The organism is Microbacterium sp. Leaf151, from assembly GCF_001424225.1.
In the GTDB taxonomy this organism is placed as follows: Bacteria; Actinomycetota; Actinomycetes; order Actinomycetales; family Microbacteriaceae; genus Microbacterium.
The window spans coordinates 102,344-115,860 of sequence record NZ_LMOR01000001.1 but is presented as its reverse complement, the minus strand read 5'-3'; the positions used below and the strand labels follow the sequence as shown (position 1 = coordinate 115,860).

8 protein-coding genes are annotated in these 13,517 nt (G+C 68.3%); 4 read left to right on the top strand and 4 right to left on the bottom strand.

The genetic code is table 11. The features are described from left to right. Window positions 1-97: 97 nt before the first annotated feature. From ASF76_RS00485 to ASF76_RS00475, 3 genes are all read right to left on the bottom strand, one after another. Entirely contained in the window at window positions 98-1,450 is a 1,353-nt protein-coding gene (locus ASF76_RS00485) for an ABC transporter substrate-binding protein (protein WP_156459071.1), read from the bottom strand. Between the two features lie 135 nt (window positions 1,451-1,585). Then, window positions 1,586-2,395 carry a carbohydrate ABC transporter permease gene (locus ASF76_RS00480; RefSeq protein ID WP_055953234.1) on the bottom strand — a complete coding sequence of 270 codons (810 nt, stop codon included), beginning with the start codon at window positions 2,393-2,395 and terminating at the stop codon, window positions 1,586-1,588. A gap of 122 nt (window positions 2,396-2,517) precedes the next feature. Next, window positions 2,518-3,441, bottom strand: a complete 924-nt coding sequence (locus ASF76_RS00475) for a carbohydrate ABC transporter permease (RefSeq protein ID WP_055951403.1) — start codon at window positions 3,439-3,441, stop codon at window positions 2,518-2,520. Between the two features lie 110 nt (window positions 3,442-3,551). On the opposite strand from ASF76_RS00475, the gene ASF76_RS00470 reads away from it, so the two are divergent. From ASF76_RS00470 to ASF76_RS00460, 3 genes are all read left to right on the top strand, one after another. Beyond that, window positions 3,552-4,595 (top strand): LacI family DNA-binding transcriptional regulator, encoded by a 1,044-nt coding sequence (locus tag ASF76_RS00470; protein ID WP_055951400.1) that lies wholly within the window; start codon window positions 3,552-3,554, stop codon window positions 4,593-4,595. A gap of 212 nt (window positions 4,596-4,807) precedes the next feature. After that, window positions 4,808-8,395, top strand: a complete 3,588-nt coding sequence (locus tag ASF76_RS00465; protein ID WP_082484837.1) for an RICIN domain-containing protein — start codon at window positions 4,808-4,810, stop codon at window positions 8,393-8,395. 121 nt (window positions 8,396-8,516) lie between these two features. After that, on the top strand, window positions 8,517-9,563 hold the full coding sequence (locus ASF76_RS00460; protein ID WP_055951394.1) for an NAD(P)-dependent alcohol dehydrogenase: 1,047 nt from the start codon (window positions 8,517-8,519) through the stop codon (window positions 9,561-9,563). A 632-nt stretch (window positions 9,564-10,195) separates the two neighbouring features. Here ASF76_RS00460 and pgm read toward each other — a convergent pair. Continuing rightward, the gene (pgm, locus tag ASF76_RS00455) at window positions 10,196-11,842 is read right to left on the bottom strand and encodes a phosphoglucomutase (alpha-D-glucose-1,6-bisphosphate-dependent) (RefSeq protein WP_055951391.1); all 1,647 of its coding nucleotides are present in this window, start codon (window positions 11,840-11,842) and stop codon (window positions 10,196-10,198) included. 226 nt (window positions 11,843-12,068) lie between these two features. Between pgm and ASF76_RS16905 the strand changes: the two genes are divergently transcribed. Then, window positions 12,069-13,478, top strand: coding sequence for a lipocalin-like domain-containing protein (locus ASF76_RS16905; protein WP_162240794.1), 1,410 nt, complete (start codon window positions 12,069-12,071; stop codon window positions 13,476-13,478). Window positions 13,479-13,517 lie beyond the last annotated feature (39 nt).

The following is a 13,517-nucleotide window of genomic DNA, read 5'->3' as shown; positions in this document are numbered from 1 at the left end:
GTACCTCGGCGCCGAGAGCGGCGCGGTCGACGGTGATGCGGGTGGGGGGGATGGGCGGGCCGCAGACGTACGCTGCGGCCCGCCCCGATGGTGCGGGTTACTTGTTGACCGAGAAGCCCTGGTCGTTGCCGTACTGCACGAGCTGGTCCTGCCACGCGGTCAGGCCCGCGTTGAGGTCGCTCTTGTTGGCGTAGGCCTGACCCACGGTGTCGCCGTAGATGCTGTTGGCGTAGACCTGGAACGGCAGGTAGCTGAAGCCCTCGACGACGTCACTCGACGCCTCGGTCAGCACCTGGTTGATCTGCTGGCCGCCGAAGTACTCCGACTCCTTGTCGACGAAGGCGGGGTCGCTCAGCTGCGCGGTCGTGGAGGGGAAGCCACCCGACTCGGCGAAGATCTGCAGGCTCTCCTCGTCGTTGTTCAGCCACTTGAGGAAGCCGGCCGCGAGGGCGGGGTTCTTGCTCTGCTTGGTCACGGCCTGGCCGCCGCCGCCGTTCTCAGAGGTCGCGGGCTGTCCGTCGTAGGTCGGGATGGGCGCCACGGCCCACTTGCCCGCACCGTCTTCGACCGAGCTCTCGAGCACACCGGGCATCCAGGCGCCGATCACGAGCGAGGCGATGGAGCCGTCGCCGAGGCCCTTGAACCACTCGTCGCTCCAGCTGGGGGTCGTCGAGAGCAGATCGCCCTCGATGAGACGGTTCCAGTTCTCGGCGAACTTCTTCGAGCCGTCGTCCTGCAGGTCGATGGTGACATCGGTGCCCTCGGCCGAGAACGGGGTGCCGCCGGCCTGCCAGATCATGCTGGTGGTGAATCCGGAGTCGCCGGTGTCGGCGGTGATGTACTTGGTCGGGTCGGCGGCGTGCAGCTTCTGCGCGGCGTCGTAGTACTCGTCCCAGGTGGTGGGCACGGCGATGCCGTACTGGTCGAAGACGCTCTTGTTGTAGAACAGGGCCATGGGGCCGGAGTCCTGCGGCAGGCCGTAGATCTTGCCGTCGAAGTCGACCGAACCCCACGGGCCGCTCGCGTAGGCGCTCTCGAGGTCGCCGAAGCCGTACGGGGCGAGGTCGAGGAGCGACTCCGACAGCGCGAACTGCGGGAACGCGTAGTACTCGATCTGCACGACGTCGGGGGCACCCGAGCCGGCCTTGATCGCGTTCTGGAGCTTGGTGTACTCCTCGGTGTTGGTGCCGGCGTTGACCAGGTTCACCTTGACGTTCGGGTACTTCGCCTGGAACGCGGCGACCTGGGCCTCGGCCGAGGGGGTCCACGACCAGTACGTGATCTCGCCGCCGGCTTCGAGGGCCGCCTCGATGTCGTCGGCCGAGCCGCCGCCCGTGGTGCCGTCGGTGTTGCCACCGGAGCAGGCGGTGAGCGCGCCGACCGACAGAGCGGCGGCGGCGACGGCGAAGACGGTCCGCCGGAAGGCGGTGCCCTTGCGCATGATTGTCATCGGGTTCCTCTACTTCGTTGTTGTGGATGCCGGGGCGGAACGCTCCGGTGAGGGTGGGTTGTGAAACCGGGGCAGGACGCTCCGGGTATTTCGGGTGGTGGGGCTGACGCCCCGATCAGGGGGAAGTTCGGGTGATCACTGCTTGACGCTGCCGGCGCTGAGGCCCGATTGCCAGAAGCGCTGCAGCACGAGGAACGCGGCGACGATCGGGATGATCGACAGCAGCGAACCGGTGATGACGAGGTTGTAGATGGGCTGGGCACCGACGCCGACGGCCTGGGCGTTCCACTGGTTGAGGCCGACGGTGAGCGGGTACCACTCGGGGTTGCTCAGCATGATGAGGGGCAGGAAGTAGTTGTTCCACGTTGCCACCACGGCGAACAGCAGCACGGTCACGATGCCCGGCGTGAGCAGACGGATCGAGATCGTGAAGAACGTGCGGAACTCGCCCGCACCGTCCATGCGTGCGGCCTCGAGCAGCTCGGTGGGGATGGCGTCGGTCGCGTACACCCAGACCAGGTAGAGCCCGAAAGGGCTGATGAGCGAGGGGATGATGATCGCCCACGGGGTGTTGGTCAGGCCCAGTTGGCTGAATAACAGGAAGGTCGGCACCGCGAGCGCGGTGCCCGGCACGGCGATGGCACCGAGGACGATGGCGAAGACCGCCTTGCGTCCGCGGAAGTTGTACTTCGCCAGGCCGTAGCCGGCCAGGGTCGCGAGGAAGGTCGCGCCGCCGGCGCCCACCACGACGTAGAGCAAGGTGTTGCCGAGCCAGCGAAGGAAGATGCCGTCTCGGTACGTGAATGTCTGCACGATGTTGTCGCCGAGGGCGAAGCTGTCGCCGAACCACAGGCCGAACGACGAGAACAGATCGGGCTGCGTCTTGGTGGCATTGATGAGCAGCCAGGCCAGCGGCAGGAGCGTGTACACGAGGTAGAGGCTCATGACGATGGTCAGCACGACCGAGCGGCGGGTGTGCGTCGGCGACGTGTGCGCGAAGGACCGGCGCCCGCGCGAGCGGTCGGTGGTCACCGCGACGGTGTCGGTGCGGGGTGCGGTCGCGGTGGTCATCGCGCCTCCTGACGTGAGCCGCGCAGCTGCACGACGTAAGCGATGATCGCGGTGATCAGACCCATGATGATGGCGATCGTCGCGGCGTAGTTGTACTGCTGGCCCGCGAACGAGAGGTTGTAGGCGTACATGTTCGGCGTGAAGAACGTCGAGATCGTGTTCGGGGCCAGGGGCTTGAGGATGTTCGGCTCATTGAAGAGCTGGAAGCTGCCGATGATCGAGAAGATCGTGGCGATCACCACGGCTCCGCGGACGGCGGGGATTTTGATCGAGAAGATGGTGCGCCAGGCGCCCGCTCCGTCGATGGATGCCGCTTCGTACAGCTCGCCGGGGATCGTCTTCAGCGACGAGTAGAAGATGAGCATGTTGTAGCCGACGAACTGCCACGTGACGATGTTGCCGATCGACAGGAGCATCCACTGGGGGATGAACGGCTGTAGAACCTCGGAGCCGAGCAGCTGGTTGACGTTGCCGGCCAGACCGAACTGATCGCCGTAGATGTAGCCCCACATGAGCACCGCCACGACCGCGGGCACGGCGTAGGGCAGGAAGATCACGATGCGGTAGAAGTTCGACGCGTGGAGGCGTGCACTGTCGATGGCGAGCGCGGCGCCGAGGGCGAGGATCAGCATGATCGGCACCTGCACCACGAGGAAGATCGAGACGCGGATGAGGCCGTCCCAGAACTTCTCGTCTTGGAAGGCCGCGACGTAGTTCTCGAGTCCGACGAAGGCGTTGCCGCCGATCAGCTGCTCACGGAAGAGGCTGAGGTAGATCGAGTACACGAGCGGCGCGAGAAAGACGAGCGCGAAAACGATGGCGAACGGGGCGACGAACAGCCAGCCGCGATCGTCGATGCGTGTGCGCCGCTTGCGCCGCGGGGTGCGCAGGGCGGGCGGGGGTGCCGCTGTGGTCGTCATCGTCCAGTGCCTCTTCGTTGGTGCGCATTCGGTCCGGGTGGCCGAGATGTTGACGTAAACATAACCCCACTCAGCTAAGGTGTCAACGTCAACATCCCGAGGGGGCAGACATGAGCGAGACGACGACGGCGTCGACCGTGATCCCGACGCGTGAACGCCGGCGCGAGGTGTCGATGGCCGACGTCGCGGCGGCCGCGGGGGTGTCGGGGCAGACGGTTTCGCGCGTGGCGAACGGGCGCTCGAACGTCGATCCTGCCACGCGCCAGCGCGTGCTCGATGCGATGACGCACCTGGGCTACCGTCCCAACAGTGCCGCCCGTGCTCTCCGCTCGGGGCGCTTCCGCAGCATCGGCGTCATCATGTTCTCGTTGGGCTCCTACGGCAACACCCGCACACTCGACGCGTTGGCGTCGATGGCGGCGGCATCCGGGTACTCCATCACGCTCATCACGGTGCAGTCCGCCTCGCAGTCTGACGTGTCGGGCGCGTTCCTGCGCCTGCGCGAGCACGCTGTCGACGGCATCGTCATCCTGATCGAGACGCACCGCCTCGGCGAGAACGAGCTCGCGATCCCGTCCGGCCTTCCGGTCGTCGTCGTCGATTCCAGCGCCGACTACCCCTACGCCGTCGTCGACAACGACCAGGCGCAGGGGGCACGGCTCGCGACCGAGCACCTGCTCGACCTCGGCCACGAGACGGTGTGGCACGTGTCGGGTCCGCTGGAGTCCTTCGCCGCGGAGCGTCGCCGCGACGCCTGGCGGGCGGCCCTCGAGGACCGCGGATGCCGGGCGCCCGAGGTGCAGATCGGCGACTGGACGGCCGACTCCGGCCACCGCATCGGTGCGGCGCTGGCGGTGCGACCCGAGGTGACCGCGGTGTTCGCGGCGAACGACCAGATGGCGCTCGGCGTCATCCGAGCCCTTCATGAGGCGGGGCGCCGCGTGCCCGGCGAGGTCAGCGTCGTCGGCTTCGACGACATGCCTGAGGCGGCCAACTTCTGGCCCCCGCTCACCACGGTGCGTCAGCGGTTCGAACGCGTGGGTGAGGAGGCGATGAAGGCCCTGATCGCCGACATCGAGAGCACGGGCGGCGACCACGCCCGCACACTCGTGCCGACGTCGCTCGTCGTCCGCGAGAGCTCCGGTCCTCGCTGAGTTTCCGTCCGCATAGCGGGGGCGGCTTCGTGACGGCTTCGTCATGTCGGGGCGTCCGCCGTACGCCACGCCGCGGTCGATCACGGTCGAGGGACGCACCGCTGGACCTTGTGTGCGCTCACGAGCCTCGGCTAAGCTCGCGCTAGACGTCCTATGTTGACGTCAACACTCCCCCACGAGGCCGCATCGAAGCGGCCGGATCGGAAATGACGATGAAGTCACCTCGACTGTTGTCGATGACGTGCGCCGTGGCCTTGACCGCTGGCGCCCTCACGGCGGGTGCCGTCGTGTCGGCGCCCGACGAGAGCCACGCCGCCACCGCCCCCGTGCGCATCGCACCTAACCCCGCGACGGCATCCGAGCCGTTCGAGGGGTGGGGGACGAGCCTGGTGTGGTTCGCCAACGCCACCGGCAACTACCCTGCCGACGTGCGGCAGAAGCTCTTCGACGCCGTCTTCGGCGAGGACGGCCTGAACCTGAACATCGCCCGGTACAACATCGGCGGCGGCAACGCGACCGACGTGCCGTCGTACCTCCGCCCCGGCGGCGCGGTGCCTGGTTTCTGGAACCCCCAGCTGCCCGCCACCGACGGCCAAGGCGCGATCACCTCGACCTTCGCCGACCGCGAGCGCTACAAGGCCGCGTGGAACCCCGACGACCCGACCCACTACGACTTCTCGGCCGACTCCGCCCAGCGCTGGTGGATCGATGCACTGAAGGGCAAGATCACCCACTGGGAGGCCTTCAGCAACTCGCCGCCCTACTTCCTCACCCAGAGCGGCTACGTCTCGGGCGGCATCAACAACGCCACCAGTGAGCAGCTCGCCACCGCCGACATGGACAAGTTCGCCGGGTATCTGACCACCGTCGTCGACGAGCTCGAGAAAGAGCACGGCATCCAGTTCGACACGATCGACCCGTTCAACGAGCCGAACACCAACTACTGGTCGACGAACATCCCCGCAGGGCAGACCTGGCCCACCAGTGCCAGCCGCCAGGAGGGCGCGCACATCGGACCGCAGCGCCAGGACGAGATGATCAAGGTTCTCGCCGCGCGGCTGGCCGATCCCGACACGACGACCGATGCCGTCATCTCGGCCATGGACGAGACGAACCCGGGCATCTTCGCCACCAACTGGAACGCCTGGACGCCTGCGGCGAAGTCCGCCGTCGAGCAGCTCAACGTGCACACCTACGGCACCGGTGGACGCCAGGTCGTCCGTGACATCGCCAAAGCCGCCGACAAACCGCTGTGGATGAGCGAGGTCGAGGGCAACTGGACCCCCGGTCAGGGATTCAATCCCGTGGACATCGGCAACGGTCTCGGCATGGCGGAGCACATCGTCGGAGACCTGCGCGAGCTGGAGCCCGACGCCTGGGTGTTCTGGCAGCCGGTCGAAGACCTCTACAACATGGAGAAGGTCGAGAAGCTCAACTGGGGCAGTGTCTTCATCGACTTCGACTGCAACGCCGAAGGCAACTCCGAGCGCCGTCTGAAGGACGGCGACGCCGACCCGAGCTGCAAGGTGCTGACGAACGAGAAGTTCAACACCGTCCGCAACTTCACGCACTTCATCGAGCCCGGCGACCGACTGGTCGCCAGCTCCAACTCGCAGTCGACCGCGGCGATCGACGCCGACGGCACGGGCGCGACCGTGGTGCACGTGAACACGGAGAACGCCGAGCGTACCGTCGAGATCGACCTGAACGACTTCGGCACCGTGCCGGCGAATGCCACCGTGACGCCCATCGTCACGACGCAGTCCACGCTCGAGAACCCCACGGTCAACGCCCTCAAGCAGGGTGCGCCCGTGACCGTGAACCCCGCGACGAAGACGGCGCTGCTCACCGTTCCGGCGCGGTCGGTCACCACATTCGTGATCGACGGCGTTTCGGGAACCGCCGACACCGCTGCGAGCTTCCGCAACGGGCAGTCCGTGCAGCTGACGGGCGTGCAGAGCGGCCTCGCTCTCGACGGAGGCGCCTCGCTGGCCATCCGCCCGCTCGCCACCACCGCGGCCGCGGCGAAGACGCAGGCCTGGACGGTGCGTTCGCTCAGCGGCGAGGGGACCAACCGCCACCGCTTCACGCTCGAGAACGCGGCCGGGCAATACCTCGCGGTCTCGAACGGCGGAACCACCCTGGTGGATTCCGACCCGACCGCCGCGGCCTCCGACCCGAACCTGCAGTGGATGGCGTCGACCACCGATGGAGCGACCTACTCGTTGCTGAGCGTCGGGGGCGAGCGCGTGCTCGACGTCAACGGCGCCAGCTCCCAGCCCGAGACCCGCGTGGGCCTGTGGACGTCGAACGGCGGTAGCAACCAGCTGTGGCGCCTGTCGGGCACCGCGGTGCTCGGTGTCGAGCCGGTCACGGTGAGCACCCCGGTCGGCACCGCACCCACCCTGCCCACCACGGTCGCCGCCAGCTACGCCGGCAAGACCGTCCGCGCGGTCCCCGTCACCTGGCAGCTCGAGGGTAAGGACTGGTCCAGGGCCGGCACCGTGACCGTCCGTGGCACCGGCACCGACATCTTCGGGGCTGCCGTCGAGGCCACCGCCACCGTGGAGGTCGGCGCCTACACGGCAGCACGACCCATCTCGCTGACGGTCGCCGCGGGCAGCGCGCTCTCGAGCGTGAAGGCGCTGGCGCCGAAGGACGTGCAAGGCGAGGTGCGCGCCGACGGCGCGGGCTTCTGGACACCCGTCACCTGGGCCTGGGGCGACCTGACCGACGCGGCGTTCGCGACGGCGGGCACCGTGGTCGTGAGCGGCACCGCGACCGGCCCGGGTGGCGAGAATCTGCCCGCGCGGTTGACGGTGATCGTGACGGATGCCGTCGAGCGCAACGTCGCACCGCAGAGCCGGCCGTCGGCGACCTTCACCGAGAGCGGCTACCCGATCGACCGCACCATCAACGGTCAGAGCGCGGACAAGGGCTGGTCGAACTGGCGCTCGGGCACGAAGAACACCCAGGACACCCTGACGTACGGTCTCTCCAGCACCGAGACGGTCAAGCGCGTGGCCGTGCAGTTCTACCGCGACGGTGGGACGAGCTGGGCTGACACCCTGCGCGTGGACTACCGCACCGCGGGCGGAGCCTGGACGCAGGGCACACTGCAGACCGTCCCGGCACCTGCGACGGGTGCGCCGAAGGTGGAGGTGTCGCTGGGAGGCGTCGCCGCCGACGAGGTGCGGGTCGTGATGAACGCGCGGTCGCAGACTCACATGGTCGTCTCCGAGGTCGAGATCTTCGCCGCGGCGCCGTCGTCGGCGGGCATCGCCGATCTTGCGCGATTGACCCTGGGGGTCAACGCCGTCGACGGGTTCGACCCGGCGCGCGCCGACTACACGACCACGGTCGTGGGAGACGCGTGGCCCACGCTGAACGCACAGGCGGTGGACAAGGATGCCGTGGTGCGGATCACCCAGCCCGCCGACGCCAACGGTGTCGGAACCGTGCGAGTGACCGCTCCGAACGGTGCGGAGCGCACCTACACCGTGACCGTGACACGCGTCCCGGCCGCGACCGTCGCCGCGACCGCGTCGTCGCGGTGCGTAGCAGGGAAGGTCGTCGTCGCGGTGACGGTGCAGAACAACGGCGCCACCCGCGCCGACGTGCGGATCGACACCCCCTACGGGGCGAAGAACGTCGGCGCCGTCGAGCCCGGGAAGCGCGCGTCGGCGACGTTCAGCACGCGCCAGACGTCGATCACCGCCGGGACCGCGACGGTCACCTCGACCGTGAACGGCACACCCGCGACCGCCACGACGGTCATCCCGGCCGCCACCTGCAAGTAATTCGATGACGGAAGGGGCGGCGACGGGTTCGCCGCCCCTTTCGGCATCCGTCAAGGGTCCCCATCCGAGACGAGCTGTGACAGAGGATGGATTCCTCTGAATCGATCCCCACAGGAGAACCATGCACGTCAACGCCTACGCGGCGTCGTCCGCGACCTCACCCCTCGAACCCACGACGATCGAGCGTCGTGACGTCGGCCCGAAGGATGTCCTCATCGACATCGCCTACGCCGGCATCTGCCACTCCGACATCCACACCATCCGCGGCGAGTGGGGCGACGTGCCCTACCCCCTCACCGTCGGCCACGAGATCGTCGGTACGGTCGCCGAGGTCGGCTCCGACGTCACCAGCCACAAGGTCGGCGATCGTGTCGGCGTCGGCTGCATGGTCAACTCCTGCCGCGAGTGCGACAACTGCCTCGCCGGCGAGGAGCAGTACTGCGAGAAGGGCAACATCGGCACCTACGCCGGTAAAGACGTCGACGGCTCGATCACCCAGGGCGGCTACTCCGAGAAGATCGTCGTCGATGAGAACTTCGTGTTGAGAGTACCCGAGTCGATCCCCTACGAGAAGGCGGCCCCGCTGCTGTGCGCCGGGATCACGACCTACTCGCCGCTGAACCACTGGAACGCCGGCCCCGGCAAGAAGGTCGCCGTGGTCGGTCTCGGTGGGCTCGGACACATGGCCGTCAAGATCGCCCACGCCATGGGCGCCGAGGTCACCGTGCTCTCGCAGACGCTGGGCAAGAAGGACGACGGCCTGAAGATGGGCGCCGACCACTACTACGCGACGAAGGACGAAGAGACCTTCACCACGCTGAAGAACACCTTCGACCTCATCGTCAACACCGTGAGTGCGCCGCTCGAGCTCAAGCAGTACCTCGGGCTGCTCACGCTCAACGGCACGATGGTCAACGTCGGCGCCCCGCCGGAGCCCCTGCCCATCCAGGTCTTCACCCTCTTCACGAACCGTCGTTCCTTCGCCGGGTCGTCGATCGGTGGCATCCGCGAGACCCAGGAGATGCTCGACTTCTGCGCCGAGCACGGCATCGCCCCCGAAACCGAGCTCATCTCGGCCGACCAGATCAACGAGGCCTACGAGCGCGTTCTCAACAGCGACGTGCGCTACCGCTTCGTCATCGACGCGAAGACCTTCGCCCCCGCGTGATCCCGGCCTTCTGAGCCGGCGTTACCCTGACGCCACGGCCCCGACGCTCCCCGAGCGCCGGGGCCGCGGCATCCGTCTCCCCGTCGAACTGCCTCCCGCCGTCCCCGAGCGTTCCGCCCCCCTCCGGGCCGCTCCCTCCGGGACGCTCCCTCCGGGCCGCCTCCTCCGGGCCGCCGCATGCTGCCGGGCGCTCGCCGTCCCTCGCCGATCACGCGTAAACGCTGTTCCTGCGCATAAACGCGGCGTCACCGTGTTTATGCGCACGGATGGCGTTTATGGATGCCGGGACCCCGCCGCCCCCGCCCCGCGGGTTCCGCCGCTCGCGAGGCCCCGCCCTCCGCCGGGCCCCGCCCCTCTCCGGGCCGCCGCATGCTGCCGGGCGCTCGCCGTCCCTCGCCGATCGCGCGTAAACGCGATTCCTGCGCATAAACGCGGCGTCACCGTGTTTATGCGCACGGATGGCGTTTATGGATGCCGGGACCCCGCCGCAGACGCCGAATCGACGTTTATGCGCACGGATGGCGTTTATGGATGCGGGGACCCCGCCGCAGACGCCGCACCGACGCACCGCTCAGGCACCCGCACGCGAAAGCGGCGCCGCCCCGGAGGGCGACGCCGCGTCGGACGAAACGTCAGGCTTGGCCGAGGGCGGCCGATACGACCGCGCGCGCCTCTTCCTGTACCTCGCGCAGGTGCTCCTCGCCGCGCAGCGACTCGGCGTACAGCTTGTACACGTCTTCGGTGCCCGAGGGACGGGCGGCGAACCAGGCCGACTCGGTCTGCACCTTCAGGCCGCCGATCGCGGCGCCGTTGCCGGGCGCGTGCGACAGCTTCGCGGTGATCGTCTCGCCCGCGAGCTCGGTGGCCGAGACGGCATCCGGAGACAGCTTCGACAGAGCCGACTTCTGCGCGGGCGTCGCCGCTGCGTCGACGCGCTGGTAGGCCGAGGCGCCGAACTCCGCCTCGAGTTCGGCGTAGCGCTGCGAGGGAGTCTTGCCGGTGACGGCGAGGATCTCGGCCGCGAGGAGACAGAGCAGGATGCCGTCTTTGTCGGTGGTCCAGACGGAACCGTCCTTGCGCAGGAACGACGCACCGGCGGATTCCTCGCCGCCGAACGCGACTGAGCCGTCGAGGAGCCCCGGCACGAACCACTTGAAGCCGACCGGAACCTCCAGCAGCGTCTTGCCGAGCGAAGCGGCGACGCGATCGATGATCATCGACGACACGAGGGTTTTGCCGATCGCGGCATCCGTCGGCCATCCCTCGCGGTGAGAGAACAGGTAGTCGATCGCGACGGCGAGGTAGTGGTTGGGGTTCATCAGCCCCGCGTCGGGGGTGACGATGCCGTGGCGGTCGGCGTCGGCGTCGTTGCCCGTGAGGATGTCGTACTCGTCGCGCGCGGCGACCAGCGAGGCCATGGCCGACGGCGAGGAGGGATCCATCCGGATCTTCTCATCCCAGTCGAGCGTCATGAACTTCCACGTCGGGTCGACCTCGGGGTTCACGACCGTCAGATCGAGGCCGTACACCTCGGCGATGAGCGCCCAGTACTCCACCGATGCTCCGCCCAGCGGGTCGGCGCCGATGCGCACCCCGGCGTCCTTGATGGCATCCACGTCGATGATGGATGCCAGGTCGCGCACATACGCGTCGCGGAAGTCGTACTGCCCGAGGCTCTCGAGGTCGATCTCGGTCTGCGGTGTGCGGTTCACTCCCGCGAGGCCGGCGGCGATGAGCTCGTTCGCACGGTCGGCGATCCAGCCGGTCGCGTCGGTGTCGGCGGGTCCGCCGTGCGGCGGGTTGTACTTGAAGCCGCCGTCGCGCGGCGGATTGTGCGACGGGGTGACGACGATGCCGTCGGCGCGACCGGCGTCGTCGAGCGAGCGCCCCTTGTTGTAGGTCAGGATGGCGTGACTGAGCGCCGGTGTCGGCACCCAGGCGTCGCGGGAGTCGACGCGCACGTCGACGCCGTTCGCGACCAGCACCTCGACGGCGCTGCGCTCTGCGGGCAGTGACAGACCGTGGGTGTCGCGACCGAGGAAGAGCGGCCCCGTGATCCCCTGCGCGGCGCGGTAGTCGACGATGGCCTGCGTCGTGGCGAGGATGTGGTCCTCGTTGAAGCTGGTGCTCAGCGACGACCCTCGGTGACCGCTGGTACCGAACGCGACGCGCTGCTCGGGCACCGCGGCATCCGGTTTGCGGTCGTAGTACGCCGAGATCAGTTCGTCGATGTCGATGAGATCGGATGCCTCTGCGGGCTGCCCTGCGCGACTGCTCATGCGCCCAGTCTGCCCGCTGCATACGACATGCGCATACGCCGCGTCGCATTCTGCGCGAATCCGTCGCTCGGTGCGGGGCTGGCGCCCGCGGAAGCGGAGGAGATTCCGTGGGCGGAGGATGGGTTCGGCCGCGGGGTCCTCCGCTCGCCGAATTCCCTCCGCCGGCCGGGGCGAGCCGCGGCGAACCGGCACCCCGCTCGACACCCGCCGTCACTACACTCCGACCATGGGACGTGTGTCGTGGAGGACCCGCTTGGTCGGGATCGGACTTGTCGTGGCGGCGATCGCGGCGATCGTGAAGAAGAAGCCCAGCGCTGTGACCGCGCCGTCGGTCCCCGTTCCCGACAATCCGCTCTGGCGGGGGACGACCAAGCCGGCCCCGGTGCCCGAGCAGAACGTCGTGCTGAGCCTGCCGAAGGACATGTACCGGCACGCCGGTGCGCCCACCGAATGGTGGTGGCACATCGGGACCCTCCGGGCCGGCGACCGCGTGTTCGGCTTCGACATCAACGCCGCGTCCTTCAACGGCCAGCATTTCGGGATGTCGCAGATCTCGCTCAGCGACGTACAGGGAGGCCGCCACTACGAGCGCACGCAGGTATACGGACCCAAGCCGTTCGGGGTGTTCGACGTCGACACCTGGGCCGAGGGCGACCCGTCGAAGCAGTGGTACGCGCGACTGGGCGATCCTGAGTGGCTCGTCGGCGGGTTCAGCGTCACCGACACGGGCTCCGGCTACACCGAGGCACCGTCCGTCCACTTCGAGGGCGATGGCACCGGGGCCTCCGCCATCGCCATCCTCGACGACAAGGGCGGAGTGACCCAGATCATCCTGCTCAGACCGGGTTCGGGATACACGACGACACCGACCGTGACCCTCGTCGGCGGCGGGGGCTCGGGAGCTACCGCCGTGGCTGTGCGCCATTCCGTCGTCATGACGGCGCCCCAGGCGGATCCGACGCGCGACATCTCGGTGACGGCGGTCCTGCAGGATGCCAAGACACTCGACGAGGTCGAGTTCGACCTGACGCTGTCGCAGCAGGGCCGTCCGATGTTCATCTTCGGCACGGGCGTGGAACCGAGCGCGAAGACGCAGAGCCTGCAGAAGGACAACTACTACTTCTCGTTCACCCGGCTGAAGGCATCCGGCACCGTCCGTTTCGGGGGCGAGACGCACGCCGTCACCGGCACGACCTGGATGGACCACGAGTACGGATACTTCGGCGGCAACTCGGCGGACACCCGCGTGCGGTGGCTGCTGCAGGACATCCAGCTCGACAACGGGTACACCATGTCGACGGCCGGCATGATCGGGGAGGGCTACAAGCCCGAGATCGACGTCTCGGTCGACGCGTTCGCGACGATCCAGGACCCGGACGGCGAGACCTTCTACGTCGCCAGTACCATCACCCCGGTCGGCGAGTTGTGGACGAGCCCCTCGACGGGCAACAGCTACGCGCAACGATTCCGCGTGGAGATCCCGTCGTTCGACGCCGACATCCTCGTGTCGACGCGGCTTCAGGACCAGGAGTTCTCCGCCAGCGGCGCCCCGATCTACGAGGGCACCGCCGAACCGACGGGCACCTTCCTCGGCGAGCGCGTCTCGGGAGACGCGTGGATCGAGCAAGCCTTCTGAGTGCTCCGTCGACATCGCCGGGAGGGCGGCGGCGTCCGG

What these genes read in the sequence shown, in the direction of transcription:
- ASF76_RS00485 (WP_156459071.1), bottom strand. Translation starts at nt 1,450, where the DNA reads ATGACAATCATGCGCAAGGGCACCGCCTTCCGGCGGACCGTCTTCGCC.
- ASF76_RS00480 (WP_055953234.1), bottom strand. Translation starts at nt 2,395, where the DNA reads ATGAGCCTCTACCTCGTGTACACGCTCCTGCCGCTGGCCTGGCTGCTC.
- ASF76_RS00475 (WP_055951403.1), bottom strand. Translation starts at nt 3,441, where the DNA reads ATGACGACCACAGCGGCACCCCCGCCCGCCCTGCGCACCCCGCGGCGC.
- ASF76_RS00470 (WP_055951400.1), top strand. Translation starts at nt 3,552, where the DNA reads ATGAGCGAGACGACGACGGCGTCGACCGTGATCCCGACGCGTGAACGC.
- ASF76_RS00465 (WP_082484837.1), top strand. Translation starts at nt 4,808, where the DNA reads ATGAAGTCACCTCGACTGTTGTCGATGACGTGCGCCGTGGCCTTGACC.
- ASF76_RS00460 (WP_055951394.1), top strand. Translation starts at nt 8,517, where the DNA reads ATGCACGTCAACGCCTACGCGGCGTCGTCCGCGACCTCACCCCTCGAA.
- pgm (WP_055951391.1), bottom strand. Translation starts at nt 11,842, where the DNA reads ATGAGCAGTCGCGCAGGGCAGCCCGCAGAGGCATCCGATCTCATCGAC.
- ASF76_RS16905 (WP_162240794.1), top strand. Translation starts at nt 12,069, where the DNA reads ATGGGACGTGTGTCGTGGAGGACCCGCTTGGTCGGGATCGGACTTGTC.